This is a genomic window from Pseudomonas sp. NPDC087358 (assembly GCF_044900785.1).
GTDB lineage: Bacteria > Pseudomonadota > Gammaproteobacteria > Pseudomonadales > Pseudomonadaceae > Aquipseudomonas.
The window spans coordinates 54939-74817 of the sequence record NZ_JBJDOA010000012.1 but is presented as its reverse complement, the minus strand read 5'-3'; the positions used below and the strand labels follow the sequence as shown (position 1 = coordinate 74817).

Sequence of the window (19879 nt, the reverse complement as noted above, 5' to 3'; positions counted from 1 at the left end):
AACGTCGCCCGGCCGGACTGCTGCAGAAGATCCAAGCGCAGGAATAACCGTTTACACGCTACCCTGCGCCCCTTCAAACCACGCCAGCTTGTCTCGCAACGTCACCACCTCCCCCACGATCACCAGCGTCGGCGCATGCACTTCATGCTCGGCGACCAGTTGCGGCAGGTTGGCGAGGGTCCCGGTGAACACTCGTTGGTTACTGGTAGTGCCCTGTTGGATCAGCGCGGCCGGGGTATCAGCCGAGCGACCGTGCTTGATCAGCTCACTGCAGATGATCGGCAGCCCGATCAACCCCATGTAGAACACCAGGGTCTGCGCCGGCGATACCAGATCGTTCCACGGCAGGTCGGTGGTGCCGTCCTTCAGATGCCCTGTGACGAAACGCACGGACTGCGCATAGTCGCGGTGGGTCAGCGGAATCCCCGCGTACGCCGCGCAACCACTGGCCGCGGTAATGCCCGGTACGACCTGGAACGGGATGCCGTGAGCAGCCAGCTCTTCGATTTCCTCGCCGCCACGACCAAAGATGAACGGGTCTCCACCTTTGAGTCGCACCACGCGTTTGCCTTGCTTGGCCAGAGTCACCAGCTGCTGGTTGATCTGATCCTGCGGCAAGGCGTGATCGGCGCGCTGCTTGCCGACGTAGATCCGATCAGCATCGCGCCGACACAGCTCGAGAATCGCCGGAGCGACCAGGCGGTCATAAAGCACTACATCGGCCTGCTGCATCAGACGCAAGGCGCGGAAGGTCAACAGATCCGGGTCGCCTGGGCCCGCCCCCACCAGATACACCTCGCCAGTCGCCAGCGGCGCATCGCCGTCTATCTTGGCCTGCAGCAGACGCTCGGCTTCGGCACCCTGGCCGGCCAGTTGCCGATCAGCAATCGGCCCCTGAAACACGTCCTCCCAGAACGCCCGACGTTGCTGGACGTTGGGGAAAAGGCTTTTGACCTGATGGCGAAAGCGTGCCGCCAGCCCCGCCAGGTGACCGTATGTGGGTGGAATCCAGCTCTCCAGCTTGGCCCGGATCAAACGCGCCAGCACGGGCGCATCACCGCCGCTGGACACGGCAATGATCAGCGGCGAGCGATCAACGATGGCCGGGAAAATCACGCTGCACAGGGCAGGCGCGTCTACCACGTTGACCGGCATGCCACGCTGACGCGCGTCGGCCGAGACCTGAGCGTTGAGCGGCTCGTCGTCGGTGGCGGCAATGATCAGCACGCAACCGTTCAGATCCGCTTCGTTGTAACCGCGCAGAATCTGCTCGCCACCGCTGCTATCGATCAGCCCGCGCAGCTCTGTCCCTATTTGCGGTGCAACCACCCGCAGGACCGCGCCGGCGGCGGCCAGCAGGCGAGACTTGCGCAAGGCAATCTCGCCGCCGCCCACCACCAACACACGGGCGCCCCGAAGGTTGTGGAACAGTGGCAGGAATTCCATTTAACCGATGACCTCGATGCCACCCATCCATGGTTTGAGGACTTCAGGCACGCGGATCGAGCCGTCGGCCTGCTGGTAGTTTTCCAGCACCGCAACCAGGGTACGACCGACCGCCAGGCCAGAACCATTGAGGGTGTGAACCAGCTCAGGCTTGCCGGTTTCAGGGTTGCGCCAGCGGGCCTGCATGCGGCGCGCCTGGAAATCGCCACAGTTGGAGCACGAGGAAATTTCGCGGTATTTGTCCTGGCTTGGAATCCACACTTCCAGATCGTAGGTCTTCACCGCACTGAAGCCCATGTCGCCGGTGCACAGCGCCAGCACGCGGTATGGCAGTTCCAGCAGCTGCAGGACGCGCTCGGCGTTGCCGGTGAGGCTTTCCAGGGCTTCCATGGATTTTTCCGGTTCGACGATCTGCACCATCTCGACCTTGTCGAACTGATGCTGGCGGATCATGCCGCGGGTATCGCGACCCGACGCACCGGCTTCACTGCGGAAACACGGCGTATGAGCGACGAATTTCAAAGGCATCTGCTTGGCATCGAGAATTTCGCCAGACACGATGTTGGTCAGCGATACCTCAGCCGTCGGGATCAGGTACAGATCGGCCTCGCCTTCACGGGAGATCTTGAACAGGTCTTCCTCGAACTTCGGCAGCTGGCCGGTGCCTTGCAGGGCAGGCGCCTGAACCAGATACGGGGTATAAGCCTCCTCGTAGCCATGCTCGTTGATGTGCAGAGTGATCATGAACTGCGCCAGTGCCCGATGCAGGCGGGCGATAGGGCCACGCAGCAGGGCGAAGCGCGCGCCGGACAGCTTGGCGGCGGTTTCGAAGTCCAGCCAGCCGTACTTCTCGCCCAGGGCAACGTGATCCTTGACCTCGAAGTCGAAGGCGGCAGGTGTGCCCCAGGTGCGCACTTCGACGTTCTGTTCTTCATCAGCGCCGACCGGCACCGATTCGTGCGGCAGGTTCGGCATGCTCAACAGCATGGCGTCTAGCTCTGACTGAATGCCGTCCAGCTCTTTCTTGCCGGTGGTCAGTTCTTCAGCCATGCGATCGATATCGGCCATCAGTGGCGCGATGTCTTCGCCGCGCTGCTTGGCCTGACCGATGGATTTGGAACGGGCGTTACGCTCGGCCTGAAGCTGCTCAGTGCGGGTCTGCACAGTCTTGCGCTGGTTTTCCAGCGCTTCGATGCGGGCCACGTCCAGTGTGAAACCACGGGAAGCCAGGCGATCCGCTACGTCCTGAAGCTGGGTACGTAACAGTTTGGAATCGAGCATATCGTTCTCTCGTTTATTAAATTCGGGTCAAAGACAGGCCGGCCCACGTCGCGAGCAGCCCGCCGATTACGCTGATCAAGGCGTAGCCAATCGCCAGGGGAGCCTGACCGCTTTCCAGCAGACGAATGGTGTCCAGTGAAAAGGATGAAAAGGTCGTCAGGCCGCCCAGAAAGCCCACCATCAGTCCCGCGCGCAGCTCGATTGGCACGTCCGGGCGAATCAGAAACAGCCCGTAGAGCAAGCCGATCAGCAGGCAACCCACCAGGTTGACGGCCAGCGTTGCGGTATAGAAGTGGCGTGGCCAGTTAGCGGAAACAACGTTAGCCGTGGCGAAGCGCAGTAATGTACCAGCCACGCCCCCGGCGGACACGGCAAGAATCAACTGAATCACTATTTTCTCCGCTGACGGGGACTGGCGCGATCAAGAGCGGCCAGATGTTTAAGCTTTTCGCCGATCTTCAGCTCCAGGCCACGGGGCACCGGCTGATAATACTGACGCGGTTCAAGTTCTTCGGGGAAATAGTCTTCGCCAGCGGCATACGCATCCGGCTCATCATGGGCGTAACGATATTCCTCGCCATAGCCCAATTGCTTCATCAGCTTGGTCGGCGCGTTGCGCAGGTGCAGCGGTACTTCCAGGGAGCCATGTTCGGTGGCTTCACGCATCGCCATCTTGAAGCCCATATACACCGCATTGCTTTTCGGCGCGCAAGCCAGATAAACAATGGCCTGAGCGACCGCCAGCTCGCCTTCCGGGCTGCCCAGGCGCTCCTGCACATCCCAGGCCGACATGCACAAAGGCAGCGCGCGCGGATCGGCGTTGCCGATGTCCTCACTGGCCATGCGCACCACGCGCCGCGCCAGGTACAGGGGATCGCAGCCGCCGTCGATCATCCGCGCGAACCAGTACAGCGCAGCATCGGGGCTGGAGCCACGGATGGACTTGTGCAGCGCGGAAATCTGATCGTAGAACGCCTCCCCGCCCTTGTCGAAACGACGGCGGCTGTCGCCCAGCAGGCTCTGCAACAGCTCGGGCTCGATCTCGCTGTTGTCTTCAGCCAGGTCCGAGGCGTTTTCCAGCAGATTGAGCATGCGTCGCCCATCGCCATCGGCAGCGGCCAGCAGCGTCTTGAAACTCTCGTCCCCCAGGGTCAGATGACGCTTGCCAAGGCCGCGCTCCTCGGTCAGCGCGCGATCGACCAACCGGCGCAGCGCTGCGTCATCCAGGCTTTTGAGCACGTACACCCGGGCACGGGAGAGCAAGGCATTGTTGAGTTCGAAGGAGGGGTTTTCAGTGGTCGCGCCGATGAAGATCAGCGTGCCGTCCTCGACATAAGGCAGGAACGCGTCCTGCTGCGACTTGTTGAAGCGATGCACCTCGTCGACGAACAGGATGGTACGCCGACCGTACTGTCCCGCCTGCTGCTTGGCGATTTCCACGGCCTGACGGATTTCCTTGACCCCGGCCAGCACTGCCGAGACGGTTTCGAAATGCGCATCGGAGACTTTGGCCAGCAGCCGCGCCAGCGTGGTCTTGCCCACGCCCGGCGGTCCCCAGAAAATCATCGAATGCAGCGCACCCTGCTCCAGCGCCTCACGCAGAGGCTTGCCGTGCGCAAGCAAGTGTTGCTGACCGACATACTCATCCAGGTTGGTTGCACGCAAGCGGGCAGCCAGGGGCTGGGCAATCGGTTCGCTGCTGAACAGGTCCATCAACTGATGTAGAGCCTCTTATTCCTGAATGACGTCAGCGCCTTTCGGGATCTGGAACTGAAATTTGCTTGCCGCAACCGGTTCGTTGGCCTTCACGCCAGTGAACAGGATGTTGGTGCGCTGACCAACGCTGTCGATCAACTGCATGTCATTGATCATGCCGTTACGAAAAGACAGGCGCAGGTTGTCGAACAGTGTGTCCTTGGATTTGGGCTTGAGCACGAAGTCGATCACGCCACCGGCTTCCTTGGCCGTGATGTCGAAGCTCTCGCTGATCTTCGAAACATCTCCGGACAGCAGCAAGGCCGGGGTCTGGGTCAGGCGCTGATCCATGGTCTTGATCGTGACCTGCTCCAGATCCGGGTCCCACAACGAGACTTTCTTGCCGTCGGAGACCATCAGTTGCTCTTGCGGTGCATCGGTGTGCCAGTAGAAAAGACCGGGACGTTGCAACGTCATCTCGCCGGAGGTTTCCTGCAACTGCGTGCCGCCGCCGTCCAGGGTCAACTGGGAAAACCGGCCGCTGAGGGTCTTCGAGTTTTCCAGCAGTTGGGTCAGGCGCGCCACGTCCTTGCTGTCGGCGTGGGCCGGGATAGCGGAAAAAGCCAGTGCAGATACCAACAACATGCGGATAAGACGCATGGGAGTCCTCTTTGAGTTGGGTTAAGGCCCGATGGCGCCCTCAGGCGCCATCGGGACTTGCGACTGACAAAGTGTCAGTCACGCATGGGGGCTGGCGCAATCACTTCCCGCGAGCCATTGGTGTTCATCGAGGTCACGACGCCGGCCATTTCCATGGCTTCGATCATCCGTGCAGCGCGGTTGTAACCGATCTTGAGCTTGCGCTGCACTGCGGAGATCGAGGCGCGACGGCTTTCGAGCACGAACTTGACGGCTTCGTCATACAGCGCATCGCTTTCGCTGTCATCGCTGTCACCGCCACCCCCACCTTCGAACCCGCTGCCTGCCTCTTCGACGCCTGCCAGAATGTCATCGTTGTACTGCGGCGTGCCGCGCAGCTTCCAGGCTTCCACGACGCGATGAACCTCATCGTCGGATACGAAAGCACCGTGAACACGAATCGGCAGGCTGGTCCCCGGAGGCATGTAGAGCATGTCACCGTGACCCAGGAGCTGTTCGGCGCCGCCCTGATCGATGATGGTCCGGGAGTCGATCTTGCTCGACACCTGGAACGCCATTCGCGTCGGGATGTTGGCCTTGATCAGACCGGTGATCACGTCCACCGACGGACGCTGGGTGGCGAGGATAAGGTGAATACCGGCCGCCCGCGCTTTCTGCGCGATACGGGCGATCAACTCTTCGACCTTCTTGCCGACGATCATCATCATGTCGGCGAATTCGTCGACCACCACGACGATGGTCGGCAGCTTGGTCAGCAGCGGCGCTTCGTCGTGGATGCTTTCGCGGTGGTACAAAGGATCGGAAAGCGGCGTGCCGGCGTCCTGGGCGTCCTTGACCTTCTGGTTGAAGCCCGACAGGTTACGAACGCCCATCTTGGCCATCAGCTTGTAGCGACGCTCCATCTCGGCCACCGACCAGCGCAGGGCGTTGGCGGCGTCCTTCATGTCGGTCACGACCGGGCACAAGAGGTGCGGGATGCCTTCATAGATCGACAGCTCGAGCATTTTCGGGTCGATCATGATCAGTTTGGCGTCTTCGGGGCCGGACTTGAACAGGATCGACAGGATCATCGCGTTCACCCCCACCGACTTACCGGAGCCGGTGGTACCGGCTACCAGCAGGTGCGGCATCTTGGCCAGGTCGGTGATGATCGGCTTGCCGCCAATGTCATGACCCAGGGCCAGGGTGACCGGGGATTTGAAGTTGTCGTATTCCGGGGTCGACAGCACCTCGGAGAAGCGCACGATCTGCCGGTCCTCGTTGGGAATCTCGATACCGACGGTGGTCTTGCCGGGGATCACTTCGACCACCCGTACGCTGGTCACGGCCAGGGAACGTGCAAGGTCTTTGGCCAGGTTGGAAATGCGGCTGACCTTGACCCCTGCAGCCGGCTGGATCTCGTAGCGGGTAATCACCGGCCCCGGATGAATCGAATCCACCGAAACCTCGACACCGAACTCCTTGAGCTTGATTTCCAGCAGGTGCCCGACAGCGGCCAGGGACTCTGGCGAATAGTTGAGCTGCTTCTTCTCGGCAGGGTCGAGAATCGATATCGGCGGCAAGGTGCCTTCGACCGCGCTGTCGACAAACAACGGCGCCTGCTTTTCCTTCTGCACGCGCTGGCTAGGCTCAGGCGGCTTGACCGGCGCTGGGGCGATCACGGCGGGAATGTGTTTTTCGCGGGCCGCCATGTGTTCGGTCAGGGCCTGCTCGCGCTCGATCAGGCGCTCCTTGGCCTTTGCCTGCTCGCGGCGATCAGGTGCTACGGGAGCAACCACCTCGTCAACCCGCATGTCGACTTCCCGCAACTGGGCGACCATCTGTTTGCGCTCGTTGCGTGCGGTCCACCAGCGGTTCATCGCGCCTTGGAACAGCTCGACGAGGTCAAGGGTGATCTTGCCGGTGGTGTCCATGACCTTGAACCACGACAGGTCGGTAAATACCGTCAGCCCGAACAGGAACAATGCAATGAACAGCAACGTGCTGCCCTGGACATTCAGTGCCCGCTTGGCCAGATCGCCCAGCACCTCACCCAGCACTCCGCCGGCCGAGCCAGGCAGACCCGAGGCCGAGTGGAAATGCAGATGCGCCAGCGCCGCGCCGGCCAGGATCAGGAACACCAGGCCGATCATGCGCCAGGAGAACAGCCAGCCGCTCCACTGCCAGGGCTCGTGGCGCTGGCGAAACACCTGGTAGGCCTTGACCCCGAGCAGCAACGGGAAAATATAGGCAAAGTAACCCAGGACCATGAACAGAATGTCGGCGCAGAAAGCCCCCGCGCGACCTGCAGCGTTCTGTACCTGGATCGAGCTGCTGGTGTGGCTCCAGCCCGGATCGGCCTGATCGTAGGTCAACAGTGACATCATCAGGTACAGGCACAGGAAGCCGAATGCGATCAGCGCACCTTCCTTGAGTCGGTAGTGCAAATGCTGCCGCCAAAGCGGAACGGGACTGGGTGCTGCGGTGGATTTCTTCAAAACGCTTCAATTCCTGCGCGCTAGCGCGAACATCTGGTGGTTGACTATGTACGACTGCGTTGACGAAATAGTACTGACCGATCCCGACCAGCGTGAGCGAACAACAAGGTTGAACCCACGCTCGACAGGTGACTTGAAATGAGGTTAAACAACATCGGGCATTGTACGGATTTGCACGCTGCACGCCACGTTAGTCTGGCGTGCACCTTGCAGATCTTCAAGCGGCGATGACAACGGGCGATTTGAGCATGCATTTTCTTTGCTGACAAAGACTTATGCGGTGTTCGTGTTGCGCCACACAGCTGTCTGTCGGCCATGGCGCAGGTGAAGATCACAAATCAGCCCCGGATCCCTCTATGCAGCAACGGTCAACCGCGTGTGACCACATTCAGCGGCCGGAGTTGCATACTGGCCGTACACTCCCCTCCCCTCTCGTGAAGTCTGGACGCCATGCTGACCTGGTTACAACGCGACAACCTTGAGTTCCCGCCACTGGATAAAGCCATGCGCGAGCCCAACGGGCTACTGGCCGGCGGCGGCGATCTGTCGGCTGACCGCCTGATCCAGGCCTATCGCCACGGGTGCTTTCCCTGGTATCAGCAGGGCCAACCGATTCTCTGGTGGTCACCGGATCCGCGCACGGTGCTGCTGCCCGAGGAACTGCATGTGTCGCGCAGCCTGGCAAAGGTGCTGCGCCAGCAGCGCTATCAGGTCACCTTCGATCAGGATTTCGCTGCGGTGATCCGTGCCTGCGCAGAACCTCGCGCCTATGCCGATGGCACCTGGATCACCGGATCCATGCAGGCTGCCTACATCGAACTGCATGCACGCGGCCACGCCCATAGCGTCGAAGTCTGGGACCAAGGCGAACTGGTGGGCGGTCTTTACGGCCTGGCCATGGGCCAACTGTTCTTTGGCGAGTCCATGTTCAGCCGCGCAGACAACGCCTCCAAGGTCGGTTTTGTTACGTTGGTCGAGCATTTGAGGCAATGGGGATTTGTGCTGATCGATTGTCAGATGCCCACGCAACACCTGCAAAGCCTGGGTGCCCGCTCGATTTCCCGGCAGTCGTTCGCCGATTACTTGCTCCAACACCTGGATATGGACAATTCCGCCGACTGGCTGCCTAGGCGAGTTTGATACGCCTGGCATACACTCTTACCTGTAGATTTTTCTCGAGGGTTGATCATGACCGAGCTGGCGCGGCTTAAGTTTTATGCCACTCAACCCCACTCCTGCAGCTATCTGCCCGAGGAACAAGCCACGACGCTGTTTCTCGATCCCAGCCAGCCAATGGATGTGCAGGTCTATGCCGACCTTTCCGACATGGGGTTTCGACGCAGCGGCGACCATCTGTATCGTCCGCACTGCCAGAATTGCAGTGCCTGCGTGCCTGCGCGGATTCCCGTGGGACTTTTCGTCGCTGATCGCCAGCAAAAACGTATTTTCAAGAAAAACGCTGACATCGAAGTGATCAGCACCAAACCGCACTTCAGTGAAGAATATTTCGACCTGTACCAACGCTATATCGAACAGCGCCACGCCGATGGCGACATGTTCCCCCCCAGTCGCGATCAGTTTTCGACATTTCTGGTGCGAGACCTGCCCTTCTCCCGCTTTTACGAGTTTCGCGTCGAAGGTCGCCTGCTGGCCGTGGCCGTGACCGACTTACTGCCAAACGGCCTCTCGGCTGTCTACACCTTTTATGAACCGGCCGAAGAGCGGCGCAGCCTGGGACGCTATGCAATCCTTTGGCAAATAGCCGAAGCGGCCCGCCTGCAGTTGCATGCGGTGTACCTGGGTTACTGGATAAAGAACTGCAAAAAGATGAATTACAAGACTCAATATCGGCCCATTGAGCTACTGACCAATCAAAGATGGGTCACTCTTTACTGAAGCCCTTGGCTTAACCCTCATTTTTCGGGCACAATGCAGCCCGCTTTTGCCTGGCTGCCGTTTGCACCGGGCCATTCATTGGATACCGAGGGCTTTACTGCATGTCGAAAGAAGACAGCTTCGAAATGGAAGGCACTGTCGTCGACACCCTGCCCAACACCATGTTCCGTGTGGAGTTGGAAAATGGGCACGTCGTAACCGCGCACATCTCCGGCAAGATGCGCAAGAACTACATTCGTATTCTTACCGGCGATAAGGTCCGCGTTGAACTGACGCCCTACGACTTGAGCAAAGGGCGCATCACTTACCGCGCCCGCTAACAGGTCTTAACAAAAACGCCCGGCAGAGATGCCGGGCGTTTTTGTTTGCGCGTGATTTGGCAGGCTCACCCTGAAATCCCCGCAGCCATCCGGCTTGCCGGCGGCGATGGACTTGAGATTGCTGCTGGCAGGCCCAGATCGCTACCGAGATTCGAACATAAGCCGGGCCCATAGCAAATCGCGAGCAAGCTCACTCCTACAGGGGTTCTGGCGCGCTCACAGAGTGCCTACGCCATCGCAGACAGCAAAAAGGCGCCATCAGGCGCCCTTTTGTTGTGTTGCCGAAACGTCAGGCCATTTCCGCCGTGGTTTCGTAATCGAACGTGATCTCGCCGTCCTTGAAGTCGATGTGCACCACACCGCCATGGTCGGCCAACTCGCCGAAGAGAATTTCCTCGGCCAGTGGACGCTTGATCTTGTCCTGAATCAGACGCGCCATCGGGCGTGCGCCCATCGCCGCATCGTAACCGCCTTCGGCCAGGTAACTTCTCGCCGCGTCGGTCACCTCAAGCAGCACACGCTTGTCTTCCAGTTGCGCCTGCAGTTCGGTAAGGAACTTGTCCACCACGCTCTTGATCACCTCATGGCTGAGGCGACCGAACTGAATGATGGTGTCCAGACGGTTGCGGAATTCCGGCGTGAAGCTCTTCTTGATGACTTCCATCGCATCAGACGAGTGGTCCTGATGGGTGAAGCCGATCGACGCCCGAGCCGCTGTTTCAGCACCGGCGTTGGTGGTCATGATCACGATCACATTGCGGAAATCCGCCTTGCGCCCGTTGTTGTCGGTCAAGGTACCGTGGTCCATCACCTGCAACAGCAGGTTGAAGACTTCCGGATGTGCTTTTTCGATCTCATCAAGCAGCAAGACGCAATGTGGCTGCTTGGTGATGGCCTCGGTCAACAGACCACCCTGATCGAAACCGACATACCCCGGAGGCGCACCGATCAGACGCGAAACGGTATGACGCTCCATGTATTCGGACATGTCGAAGCGCACCAACTCGATACCCAGCGCCTTGGCCAGCTGACGCGCTGCCTCGGTCTTGCCGACACCGGTAGGCCCTGCGAACAGGAACGAACCGACCGGCTTGTCCGGCGACTTCAACCCGGCACGCGACAGCTTGATCGCGGTAGACAACGAGTCGATCGCCGCATCCTGACCAAAGACCGTAAGCTTGAGATCGCGCTCCAGGTTACGCAGCAGTTCCTTGTCGGAGCTGTTGACGTGCTTTGGCGGAATCCGCGCGATCTTGGCCACGATGTCTTCTACCTGCGGCACTTCGATGCGCTTGACGCGCAATTCGACCGGCTGCAGCCGCTGATAGGCACCCGCCTCGTCGATGACGTCAATGGCCTTGTCGGGCATATGACGATCATTGATGTAGCGTGACGCAAGCTCAGCGGCGGCACGCAGGGCCTCATCGCTGTATTCGATGTTGTGATGCTGTTCGAAACGGCCCTTCAGGCCGCGCAGAATGCCGATGGTGTCTTCAACCGATGGCTCGGAGACGTCGACTTTCTGGAAGCGACGCGCCAGCGCACGGTCTTTTTCGAAGATGCCGCGAAATTCCTGGAACGTGGTCGAACCAATGCAGCGGATATCACCCGAGGAGAGCAATGGCTTGAGCAGGTTGGACGCATCCATTACCCCGCCCGACGCCGCACCGGCACCAATGATGGTGTGGATTTCGTCGATGAACAGAATGGCGTGAGGACGTTTTTTCAGCTCGCCGAGCAACGCCTTGAAGCGCTTCTCGAAATCGCCGCGATACTTGGTGCCAGCCAGCAGAGCGCCAAGATCCAGGGAGTAGACCACGCTGTTGGCCAGCAGATCCGGCACCTGGTTATCGACGATACGCTTGGCCAGGCCTTCGGCGATGGCGGTTTTACCGACACCGGCCTCACCCACCAGCAGCGGGTTGTTCTTGCGACGGCGCGCGAGAATCTGAGCGACACGCTCGACTTCCAGCTCACGGCCGACCAGGGGATCGATGCGGCCCTGACGGGCCAGTTCATTCAGGTTGCTGGCATAGGCATCCAGAGGATTGCCCGAAGAAGAAGACTCGCCGCCCTCGTCATCCTGCATATCTTGCTCACCTTCAGAGTGATCGCCATGCCCAGGCACCTTGGAAATACCGTGGGCGATATAGTTGACGACATCGATCCGGGCAACGCTCTGCTGCTTGAGCAGAAACACCGCCTGACTTTCCTGCTCACTGAAAATCGCCACCAGCACATTGGCGCCGGTGACTTCACGCTTGCCGGAACTCTGCACATGGAACACGGCACGCTGCAGAACGCGCTGGAAGCCAAGAGTGGGTTGGGTCTCGCGGTCCTCGTCATGGACGGGGATCAGCGGCGTGGTGGAGTCGATGAACTCCTGAAGGTCGTGTTTGAGTTTGTCGAGGTTTGCGCCGCAGGCACGCAGAACAGTGGCGGCAGCCTCATTGTCCAATAGGGCCAGCAGGAGGTGCTCCACGGTCATGAATTCATGACGTTTGGAGCGGGCCTCCTTGAAAGCCAAATTGAGGGTGACTTCGAGCTCACGGTTTAACATAGCTTCACCTCATACCCAAGTGTCCGGCGTTAACCGTCCTTCTCGATCTCACAGAGTAGCGGATGCTGGCTTTCCCTGGCGTATTGGTTGACCTGCATTGCCTTGGTCTCGGCGATGTCGCGGGTAAACAATCCACACACTGCCCGTCCCTCTGTATGGACGGCCAGCATGACCTTGGTCGCCAGCTCACGATTCAGGTTGAAAAACACCTCGAGTACTTCGACAACGAAATCCATCGGGGTGTAGTCATCGTTAAATAAAACCACCTTGTACATCGGTGGCACCTGCAATGTCGGCTTGGCTTCCTGTACAGCTATGCCCGCCGCGTCGTCCTCATGGGATTGCGGATCATCCTGATTGAATGTTAGTCGAATCTCGCTGATTGCATGCATGGTTAAAGAGGGATCGTTAGGGGCGAAATTGAAATTAGTAGTCGCAGTCATACAGGTTTTCAACTGGACCGCCGCATGACCTTGACTATCGGCTAATCGGTGGTACAAACAATAGAACCCACATTGGGTAAAAAGGGTCCGCGCAGTCAACCAAAATTTTTTCGGTCCGGCGGATGAGAGGTGATGATACTCCCATCGGAGTCCTTTGCAGAGGGATGTGACTATGCTAAGCGGTAAGGTCAAGTGGTTTAATAACGCCAAGGGGTATGGCTTCATCATCGAAGACGGCAAAAACGAGGACCTGTTTGCGCACTATTCGGTGATCACTATGGAAGGCTACAAGACCCTCAAGGCCGGTCAGCCGGTTCATTTTGATATCGTTCAGGGGCCCAAAGGCATGCACGCAGTCAACATCAGCGCGCATCCGGCGACCTCAACTGCCAGTCAGGAACCCGCTCATCAGCTAGAACAGCAGCACGAACACAGCTGAGATCACGCCTGAGCCGGACCGTTCAAGCGCGAGATCTGAAAGCCGGCCAGCCCGTTTGCGGGTTGACCGGCTTTTTTCTGCCTGGTGTGCAGCCGCCCGTCACATGTGAGCAATCAACGCGTCGCCAAAGGCCGACGAAGACAGTAACTTGGCGCCCTCCATCAACCGCTCGAAGTCATAGGTCACGGTCCTGGCCGAGATCGCCCCGTTGGTGCCCTTGATGATCAGGTCTGCCGCTTCGATCCAGCCCATGTGCCGCAGCATCATCTCCGCCGAAAGAATCAACGATCCCGGGTTCACCTGATCCTTGCCTGCATACTTGGGTGCCGTGCCGTGGGTGGCTTCGAACATCGCCACGGTGTCGGACAGGTTGGCACCCGGCGCGATGCCGATGCCCCCGACCTCCGCCGCCAACGCATCGGACAGATAGTCGCCATTGAGATTGAGGGTCGCGATCACATCGTATTCGGCCGGGCGTAGCAGGATCTGCTGGAGCATGGCGTCGGCGATAGCGTCTTTGACGATCACGTTCTTGCCGGTTTTCGGGTTCTTGAACTGCATCCATGGGCCGCCATCGAGCAGGGTCGCGCCGAACTCCTCGCCCGCCACCTCATAGGCCCACTCTTTAAAGGCGCCCTCGGTGAATTTCATGATATTGCCCTTGTGGACGATGGTCAGCGAATCGCGGTCGTTATCCACGACATATTGAAGGGCCTTGCGCGCCAGGCGCCGGGTGCCCTCCCGGGAGACAGGCTTGATGCCGATGCCGCAGTCCTGCTCGAAGCGGATCTTGGTCACACCCATTTCTTCCTTGAGAAACTTGATGACCTTGATCGCCTCCGGCGAGCCGGCTTTCCACTCGATGCCTGCGTAGATGTCCTCGGAGTTTTCGCGAAAGATGGTCATGTCCACGTCGCCGGGCTTTTTCACCGGGCTAGGCACCCCTTCGAACCAGCGCACCGGCCGCAGACACACATAAAGGTCGAGCTGCTGACGCAGTGCCACGTTCAACGAGCGAATCCCGCCCCCTACCGGCGTCGTCAGCGGCCCCTTGATCGACACCACGTAGTCTTTCACCGCATCCAGGGTCTCTTGGGGCAGCCAGGTGTCCTGGTCATAGACCTGGGTCGCCTTCTCACCGGCATAGACTTCCATCCAGGAGATTCTTCGCTCGCCCCCGTAAGCCTTTTGCACGGCGGCATCGACCACTTTGATCATGACCGGACTGATGTCGACGCCGATGCCGTCGCCTTCGATGTACGGGATGATCGGATTGTTCGGCACGTTGAGCGAGTGATCGGCGTTGACCGTGATCTTCTCGCCCACCGCTGGCACCTTGATCTTCTGGTATCCCATGCTTGACTCCGATTGTTCTTGTGGTTGGAAGTGCGCGCTCAACGAGCGTAGACCACCTGAACAGGCGCCGGAACAAATGCTCCTTTAGTCGAAAACTGACTTGTTATTCATCTGTCCGACAGCGCCCTGCCCGAACTGCGACAGGTTGCCGCAGGCCCCGTGACATGAGGGTTTGACGGTTTCTCGCCGATTTCGCGAGGGCGACCGACGGTGCTGAATCGATCAATGCGCGTGCGTGGCGCTCACACTACTATCGTATTAATGGCCGGGAGCGGTGATATACTGGCGCCGGTGACCATTGGGTCATAGGGGGCCGAGCCATCTTGAAGCCCTCGACAGGCTGGACCGTTACCGCAGCCCAGCTGCTTGATGCTCGACTGATCCACCCCATATCACGCGACGAAATTCTCGACTTTCGGCTCATCGATACTTTGGGCGAAAGTGCCTACCCTGCGCATCTCGAAATTTTGTGTACGCTCAGCAAAGAAGAGAGTTATCCCGAAAATGTCCAACCGCTCGAAGATCATCTATACCTTCACCGACGAAGCTCCTGCCCTCGCCACCTACTCACTCCTGCCTATCATCGAAGCGTTCACCGCCTCCGCTGACATCGCCGTAGAGACCCGCGACATTTCTCTTGCAGCCCGTATCCTGGCCAGCTTCCCCGAGCAGCTGGGCGACAAGAAGGTTTCCGACGATCTGGCCGAGCTTGGCGCGCTGGCGACCACGCCTGAAGCCAACATCATCAAGCTGCCGAACATCAGCGCCTCGGTCCCGCAGCTCAAGGCCGCGATCAAGGAACTGCAAGCCAAGGGCTACAACATCCCCAACTATCCGGATGAAGTCGTCACCGAAGCGGACAAGGCAGCCCAGGCAGGTTACGACAAGGTCAAAGGCAGCGCCGTGAACCCGGTTCTGCGTGAAGGTAACTCTGATCGCCGCGCACCGCTTTCGGTGAAGAACTACGCTCGCAAGCACCCGCACAAAATGGGCGCCTGGGCATCTGACTCCAAGTCCCACGTTGCCCACATGGACAACGGCGACTTCTACGGCAGCGAAAAATCCTCGCTGATCTCGACCGCAGGCGCAGTGAAGATCGAGCTGTTCGGCAAAGACGGCACCACCACGGTCCTGAAAGAAAAGACCCCGGTGCTGGCCAACGAAATCATCGACTGCGCAGTCATGAGCAAAAAAGCCCTGCGCGCGTTCGTGGCCCGGGAAATCGAAGACGCCAAGAAACTGGGCGTGCTGTTTTCGGTGCACCTCAAAGCCACCATGATGAAAGTCTCCGACCCGATCATGTTCGGCGAGTTCGTTGCCGAGTACTACCAACAGGCGCTGAGCAAACACGCTGACGTCCTCAAGGAAGTCGGCTTCAACCTGCACAACGGTATCGGCGACCTGTACGCCCGCATCAAGGATCTGCCAGCTGACCAGCAGGCGCAGATCGAAGCCGACGTCAAAGCCGTGTATGCGACCCGCCCTGCGCTGGCGATGGTCAACTCCGACAAGGGCATCACCAACCTGCACGTACCGAGCGACGTCATCGTCGACGCCTCGATGCCTGCGATGATTCGTGATTCCGGCAAGATGTGGAACAACGACGGCGTCCTGCAGGACACCAAGGCCGTTATCCCGGATCGTTGCTACGCCACCATCTACCAGGCGGTGATCGAAGACTGCAAGCAACACGGCGCCTTCGATCCGACCACCATGGGCAGCGTGCCAAACGTTGGCCTGATGGCGCAGAAAGCCGAAGAGTACGGCTCGCACAACAAGACCTTCCAGATCGAAGCTGACGGCGTGGTTCGCGTCACCGACGACAAAGGTCAGGTGTTGATGGAACAGACCGTCGAAGCCGGCGATATCTGGCGCATGTGCCAGACCAAGGACGCGCCGATCCAGGACTGGGTCAAACTGGCCGTCAACCGTTCGCGCTTGAGCAACACCCCGGCCATCTTCTGGCTGGACCCAGAGCGCGCCCACGACGCGGTGATGATCAAGAAGGTCGAGCAATACCTGAAGGATCACGACACCAACGGCCTGGACATCAGCATCAAGTCGCCGGTCGACGCGATGAAGGTTTCCCTGGAGCGTATTCGCGCTGGCAAGGACACCATCTCGGTGACCGGCAACGTGCTGCGCGACTACCTGACCGACCTGTTCCCGATCATGGAACTGGGCACCAGCGCCAAGATGCTGTCGATCGTTCCGCTGATGAACGGCGGCGGTCTGTTCGAAACCGGCGCTGGCGGTTCGGCACCCAAGCACGTTCAACAGCTCAACGAAGAAAACTTCCTGCGCTGGGACTCGCTGGGCGAATTCCTGGCGCTGGCGGCTTCGCTGGAGCACCTGGGTAACATTTACAAAAACCCGAAAGCACTGGTACTTGCCACTGCCCTGGACAAGGCCACCGGCCAGTTCCTGGACAACAACAAGTCGCCATCGCGCAAGGTTGGCGGGATCGACAACCGTGGTAGCCACTTCTACCTGGCCACCTACTGGGCTCAGGCGCTGGCTGCCCAGACCGACGATACCGAGCTGCAAGGCAAGTTCACCGAGCTGGCGAAAACCCTGGCCGATAACGAAACCACCATCGTTAACGAGCTCAACGCCGTCCAGGGCAAGCCACTGGACATCGGCGGTTACTACTTCGCCACGCCAGAACTGGCCAGCAAGGCGATGCGTCCGAGCAAGACCCTGAACGACGCGATCAACGCGTTGAAATAAGGTCTAGACTGCATCACGAACCCCGGCCCCGTGCCGGGGTTTTTGTTTGGATGGATACTTTCCTGCTGATAAGCACAAAACCCTGTAGGGGCAATCGGAGGTTACGACGGTCGCGAACGCGTTCTGCCTGACACACCGCATTCACCACGTTCGTAATCTCCAACAGCCCCACAGGAACCGTGCACCACCGGCCATCCCCTACGAGACCAATCCCATGACCTGGCAACCCCACATCACCGTCGCAACCATCGTCGAAGACAACGGCCGCTTCCTGCTCGTCGAGGAGTCGAAAAACGCCAGACTGGTGCTCAACCAGCCTGCCGGGCACCTGGAAGCCAACGAAACCCTGCGTCAGGCGGCCATCCGCGAAACCCTGGAAGAAACCGGCTGGGACGTCGAACTCACCGGCGTGGTCGGCATTTACCTGTACACCGCGCCCAGCAATGGCGTGACCTATCAGCGGGTCTGCTTCTCGGCCAGGGCCATTGAGCACCACCCCGACCGGGCACTGGACACCGGCATCGTCGGCGCACCTTGGTTCACCCGCGAGGAACTGGCGCGTCAACCCGAGCGCTGGCGCAGCGAGCTGGTCTTGCAATGCATTGATGACTACCTCGCAGGACCGCTGCACAGCCTGGATGTGGTGCGCGACTGAAGAGCTTTTTAGCCTTGACGCCGAGTCCCTGATAGAATCGCGTCCTTTTCCAAGCTACCCATCGAATTCCTATGTCTGATTCAGCCTTTTCCGATACAGAAAAGAAGCGCGTCATTGTCGGCATGTCCGGCGGCGTGGATTCTTCGGTCTCCGCCCTTCTGCTCATGGAGCAGGGATACCAGGTGGAAGGCCTGTTCATGAAGAACTGGGAAGAAGACGACGGAACGGAATACTGCACCGCCATGGACGACCTCGCGGACGCCCAGGCCGTGTGCGACCGGATCGGTATCAAGCTGCACACCGTGAATTTCGCGGCCGAGTACTGGGACAACGTCTTCGAGCACTTCCTCGAAGAGTACAAGGCCGGTCGCACGCCGAACCCGGACATTCTGTGCAACCGCGAGATCAAGTTCAAAGCCTTCCTCGACTACGCTTTCATGCTCGGCGCCGACCTGATCGCGACCGGTCACTACGTGCGTCGTCGCGATATCGACGGGCGAACCGAACTGCTCAAGGGCCTGGACCCGAACAAGGACCAGAGCTATTTCCTGCACGCCGTGGCCGGTGAACAGATCGCCAAGACCCTGTTTCCGGTCGGTGAACTGGAAAAACCCGAAGTGCGCGCGATCGCCGAGAAATACCAGTTGGCCACCGCCAAGAAGAAAGACTCCACCGGAATCTGCTTTATTGGCGAGCGCCGCTTCACCGATTTTCTCAAGCAGTATTTGCCGGCCCAGCCCGGCGAGATCAAGACCACCGAGGGTGAAGTCATCGGCCGCCATGCCGGCCTGATGTACCACACCATCGGCCAGCGCCAGGGTCTTGGGATCGGCGGTCTCAAGGATGCCGGCGACGAGCCGTGGTATGTGCTGGAAAAGGACCTTGAGCATAATGAGCTGATCGTCGGCCAGGGCAACGAACATCCATGGTTGTTCTCACGCGCCCTGCTGGCTTCGGAGATCTACTGGGTCAACCCGGTCGACCTCGGCGCCGGACGCAAGCTGACCGCCAAGGTGCGCTATCGCCAGAGCGATCAGAGCTGCACCCTGGAGCGCACTGCCAGCGGCTACCGGGCCACCTTCGACGAGCCGCAGCGCGCCGTGACACCCGGCCAGTCGGTGGTCTTTTATGACGGCGAAATCTGCCTGGGCGGCGGCGTCATCGAAACCGCCGAGCCCTGGCACAGCAAGGATGCGCGTTGATGACTCCGATCCAAGAGCAACTGATTGCCCTGGGCGGTGTGTTCCAGGCCGCCGTGCTGGTGGACCGGATCGCCAAGACCGGCCAGGCCAGCGAGGCCACCGTTGGTTGCCTGCTCGGTGGCTTGCTGGTGATGGACCCCAAGGACACTCTGGAAGTCTTCGGCGGCGACGACCTGAACCTGCGCGAGGGCTATCGCGCCCTGGCCAGCGCCCTTGAGCGCGACCCCGGCACCCTGCAGCGCGAACCCTTGCGTTACGCCCTGGCGATGCTTGGCCTGGAGCGTCAGCTATCCAAGCGCGACGACATGCTCGAGACCATCGGCAAGCGCCTGCCGCAGATCAAATCCCAGGTCGAACACTTCGGTATCGTTCACGAGAACGTGATCGCTGCCAGCGGCGCGCTGTATCAGGACACCCTGAGCACCCTGCGCCAGCGGATTCAGGTGCACGGTGACATGCGCAACCTGCAACAGCCCAACAACGCCTCGAAAATCCGCGCCCTGCTGTTGGCCGGCATTCGCTGCGCGCGACTTTGGCGACAAGTGGGCGGCCATCGCTGGCAACTGGTCATCAGCCGTCGCAAGTTATTGAAAGAACTGTATCCCCTGCTGCACGGCTGACCGCCGCGCGCCCGGAAGCAGCGCATTTAACAGACACGACGCGATACATGGCGTTCAGCCGGCCTCGGCCCAAGCAGATTTTCATGTATGATACGCGCC

The 19879-nt window shown here is 59.7% G+C and carries 17 protein-coding genes; 8 read left to right on the top strand and 9 right to left on the bottom strand.

The window, feature by feature from the left end; all coding sequences use genetic code 11:
• Positions 1 to 51 precede the first annotated feature (51 nt).
• From cysG to ftsK, 6 genes are all read right to left on the bottom strand, one after another.
• The gene (cysG, locus tag ACI2KS_RS23565; protein WP_404623409.1) at positions 52 to 1446 is read right to left on the bottom strand and encodes a siroheme synthase CysG; all 1395 of its coding nucleotides are present in this window, start codon (positions 1444 to 1446) and stop codon (positions 52 to 54) included.
• Complete coding sequence (serS, locus tag ACI2KS_RS23560) at positions 1447 to 2727, bottom strand: serine--tRNA ligase (protein ID WP_404623408.1); 1281 nt, start codon at positions 2725 to 2727, stop codon at positions 1447 to 1449.
• Positions 2728 to 2743: 16 nt separating this feature from the next.
• On the bottom strand, positions 2744 to 3118 hold the full coding sequence (gene crcB, locus ACI2KS_RS23555; protein ID WP_404623407.1) for a fluoride efflux transporter CrcB: 375 nt from the start codon (positions 3116 to 3118) through the stop codon (positions 2744 to 2746).
• Complete coding sequence (locus ACI2KS_RS23550; protein WP_404623406.1) at positions 3118 to 4440, bottom strand: replication-associated recombination protein A; 1323 nt, start codon at positions 4438 to 4440, stop codon at positions 3118 to 3120. The genes crcB and ACI2KS_RS23550 overlap by 1 nt, the downstream gene beginning before the upstream one ends.
• Before the next feature lie 18 nt (positions 4441 to 4458).
• A complete protein-coding gene (lolA, locus tag ACI2KS_RS23545; protein ID WP_404623405.1) occupies positions 4459 to 5082 on the bottom strand; it encodes an outer membrane lipoprotein chaperone LolA in 624 nt (207 codons plus the stop codon).
• A 74-nt stretch (positions 5083 to 5156) separates the two neighbouring features.
• Complete coding sequence (ftsK, locus tag ACI2KS_RS23540; RefSeq protein WP_404623404.1) at positions 5157 to 7559, bottom strand: DNA translocase FtsK; 2403 nt, start codon at positions 7557 to 7559, stop codon at positions 5157 to 5159.
• A gap of 450 nt (positions 7560 to 8009) precedes the next feature.
• Between ftsK and aat the strand changes: the two genes are divergently transcribed.
• The 3 genes from aat to infA all read left to right on the top strand — a co-directional run bounded on the left by aat (position 8010) and on the right by infA (position 9775).
• The gene (gene aat, locus ACI2KS_RS23535; RefSeq protein ID WP_404623403.1) at positions 8010 to 8699 is read left to right on the top strand and encodes a leucyl/phenylalanyl-tRNA--protein transferase; all 690 of its coding nucleotides are present in this window, start codon (positions 8010 to 8012) and stop codon (positions 8697 to 8699) included.
• A 48-nt stretch (positions 8700 to 8747) separates the two neighbouring features.
• Positions 8748 to 9455, top strand: coding sequence for an arginyltransferase (locus tag ACI2KS_RS23530; RefSeq protein ID WP_404623402.1), 708 nt, complete (start codon positions 8748 to 8750; stop codon positions 9453 to 9455).
• Between the two features lie 101 nt (positions 9456 to 9556).
• The gene (gene infA / locus ACI2KS_RS23525; RefSeq protein WP_002553999.1) at positions 9557 to 9775 is read left to right on the top strand and encodes a translation initiation factor IF-1; all 219 of its coding nucleotides are present in this window, start codon (positions 9557 to 9559) and stop codon (positions 9773 to 9775) included.
• 289 nt (positions 9776 to 10064) lie between these two features.
• Here the strand turns inward: infA and clpA are convergent, their stop codons facing one another.
• A complete protein-coding gene (gene clpA, locus ACI2KS_RS23520) occupies positions 10065 to 12335 on the bottom strand; it encodes an ATP-dependent Clp protease ATP-binding subunit ClpA (RefSeq protein WP_404623401.1) in 2271 nt (756 codons plus the stop codon).
• A gap of 29 nt (positions 12336 to 12364) precedes the next feature.
• Positions 12365 to 12727: an ATP-dependent Clp protease adapter ClpS gene (gene clpS, locus ACI2KS_RS23515; RefSeq protein WP_404623549.1), complete on the bottom strand. Its 363-nt coding sequence runs from the start codon at positions 12725 to 12727 to the stop codon at positions 12365 to 12367.
• A 223-nt stretch (positions 12728 to 12950) separates the two neighbouring features.
• Here clpS and cspD point away from each other — a divergent pair, with 223 nt between their 5' ends.
• On the top strand, positions 12951 to 13217 hold the full coding sequence (gene cspD, locus ACI2KS_RS23510) for a cold shock domain-containing protein CspD (protein ID WP_404623400.1): 267 nt from the start codon (positions 12951 to 12953) through the stop codon (positions 13215 to 13217).
• 99 nt (positions 13218 to 13316) lie between these two features.
• Here the strand turns inward: cspD and icd are convergent, their stop codons facing one another.
• On the bottom strand, positions 13317 to 14573 hold the full coding sequence (icd, locus tag ACI2KS_RS23505) for an NADP-dependent isocitrate dehydrogenase (RefSeq protein ID WP_404623399.1): 1257 nt from the start codon (positions 14571 to 14573) through the stop codon (positions 13317 to 13319).
• 504 nt (positions 14574 to 15077) lie between these two features.
• Here icd and ACI2KS_RS23500 point away from each other — a divergent pair.
• The 4 genes from ACI2KS_RS23500 (at position 15078) to hflD (ending at position 19780) form a co-directional block, all read left to right on the top strand.
• Positions 15078 to 17303 (top strand): NADP-dependent isocitrate dehydrogenase, encoded by a 2226-nt coding sequence (locus ACI2KS_RS23500; protein ID WP_404623398.1) that lies wholly within the window; start codon positions 15078 to 15080, stop codon positions 17301 to 17303.
• Positions 17304 to 17517: 214 nt separating this feature from the next.
• On the top strand, positions 17518 to 17958 hold the full coding sequence (locus tag ACI2KS_RS23495; RefSeq protein ID WP_404623397.1) for an NUDIX hydrolase: 441 nt from the start codon (positions 17518 to 17520) through the stop codon (positions 17956 to 17958).
• 71 nt (positions 17959 to 18029) lie between these two features.
• Positions 18030 to 19160 (top strand): tRNA 2-thiouridine(34) synthase MnmA, encoded by a 1131-nt coding sequence (gene mnmA, locus ACI2KS_RS23490; RefSeq protein WP_404623396.1) that lies wholly within the window; start codon positions 18030 to 18032, stop codon positions 19158 to 19160.
• Positions 19160 to 19780, top strand: coding sequence for a high frequency lysogenization protein HflD (gene hflD, locus ACI2KS_RS23485; RefSeq protein WP_404623395.1), 621 nt, complete (start codon positions 19160 to 19162; stop codon positions 19778 to 19780). The genes mnmA and hflD overlap by 1 nt, the downstream gene beginning before the upstream one ends.
• Positions 19781 to 19879 lie beyond the last annotated feature (99 nt).

What these genes read in the sequence shown, in the direction of transcription:
- cysG (WP_404623409.1), bottom strand. Translation starts at nt 1,446, where the DNA reads ATGGAATTCCTGCCACTGTTCCACAACCTTCGGGGCGCCCGTGTGTTG.
- serS (WP_404623408.1), bottom strand. Translation starts at nt 2,727, where the DNA reads ATGCTCGATTCCAAACTGTTACGTACCCAGCTTCAGGACGTAGCGGAT.
- ACI2KS_RS23550 (WP_404623406.1), bottom strand. Translation starts at nt 4,440, where the DNA reads ATGGACCTGTTCAGCAGCGAACCGATTGCCCAGCCCCTGGCTGCCCGC.
- lolA (WP_404623405.1), bottom strand. Translation starts at nt 5,082, where the DNA reads ATGCGTCTTATCCGCATGTTGTTGGTATCTGCACTGGCTTTTTCCGCT.
- aat (WP_404623403.1), top strand. Translation starts at nt 8,010, where the DNA reads ATGCTGACCTGGTTACAACGCGACAACCTTGAGTTCCCGCCACTGGAT.
- ACI2KS_RS23530 (WP_404623402.1), top strand. Translation starts at nt 8,748, where the DNA reads ATGACCGAGCTGGCGCGGCTTAAGTTTTATGCCACTCAACCCCACTCC.
- infA (WP_002553999.1), top strand. Translation starts at nt 9,557, where the DNA reads ATGTCGAAAGAAGACAGCTTCGAAATGGAAGGCACTGTCGTCGACACC.
- clpA (WP_404623401.1), bottom strand. Translation starts at nt 12,335, where the DNA reads ATGTTAAACCGTGAGCTCGAAGTCACCCTCAATTTGGCTTTCAAGGAG.
- clpS (WP_404623549.1), bottom strand. Translation starts at nt 12,727, where the DNA reads ATGCATGCAATCAGCGAGATTCGACTAACATTCAATCAGGATGATCCG.
- cspD (WP_404623400.1), top strand. Translation starts at nt 12,951, where the DNA reads ATGCTAAGCGGTAAGGTCAAGTGGTTTAATAACGCCAAGGGGTATGGC.
- icd (WP_404623399.1), bottom strand. Translation starts at nt 14,573, where the DNA reads ATGGGATACCAGAAGATCAAGGTGCCAGCGGTGGGCGAGAAGATCACG.
- ACI2KS_RS23500 (WP_404623398.1), top strand. Translation starts at nt 15,078, where the DNA reads ATGTCCAACCGCTCGAAGATCATCTATACCTTCACCGACGAAGCTCCT.
- ACI2KS_RS23495 (WP_404623397.1), top strand. Translation starts at nt 17,518, where the DNA reads ATGACCTGGCAACCCCACATCACCGTCGCAACCATCGTCGAAGACAAC.
- mnmA (WP_404623396.1), top strand. Translation starts at nt 18,030, where the DNA reads ATGTCTGATTCAGCCTTTTCCGATACAGAAAAGAAGCGCGTCATTGTC.
- hflD (WP_404623395.1), top strand. Translation starts at nt 19,160, where the DNA reads ATGACTCCGATCCAAGAGCAACTGATTGCCCTGGGCGGTGTGTTCCAG.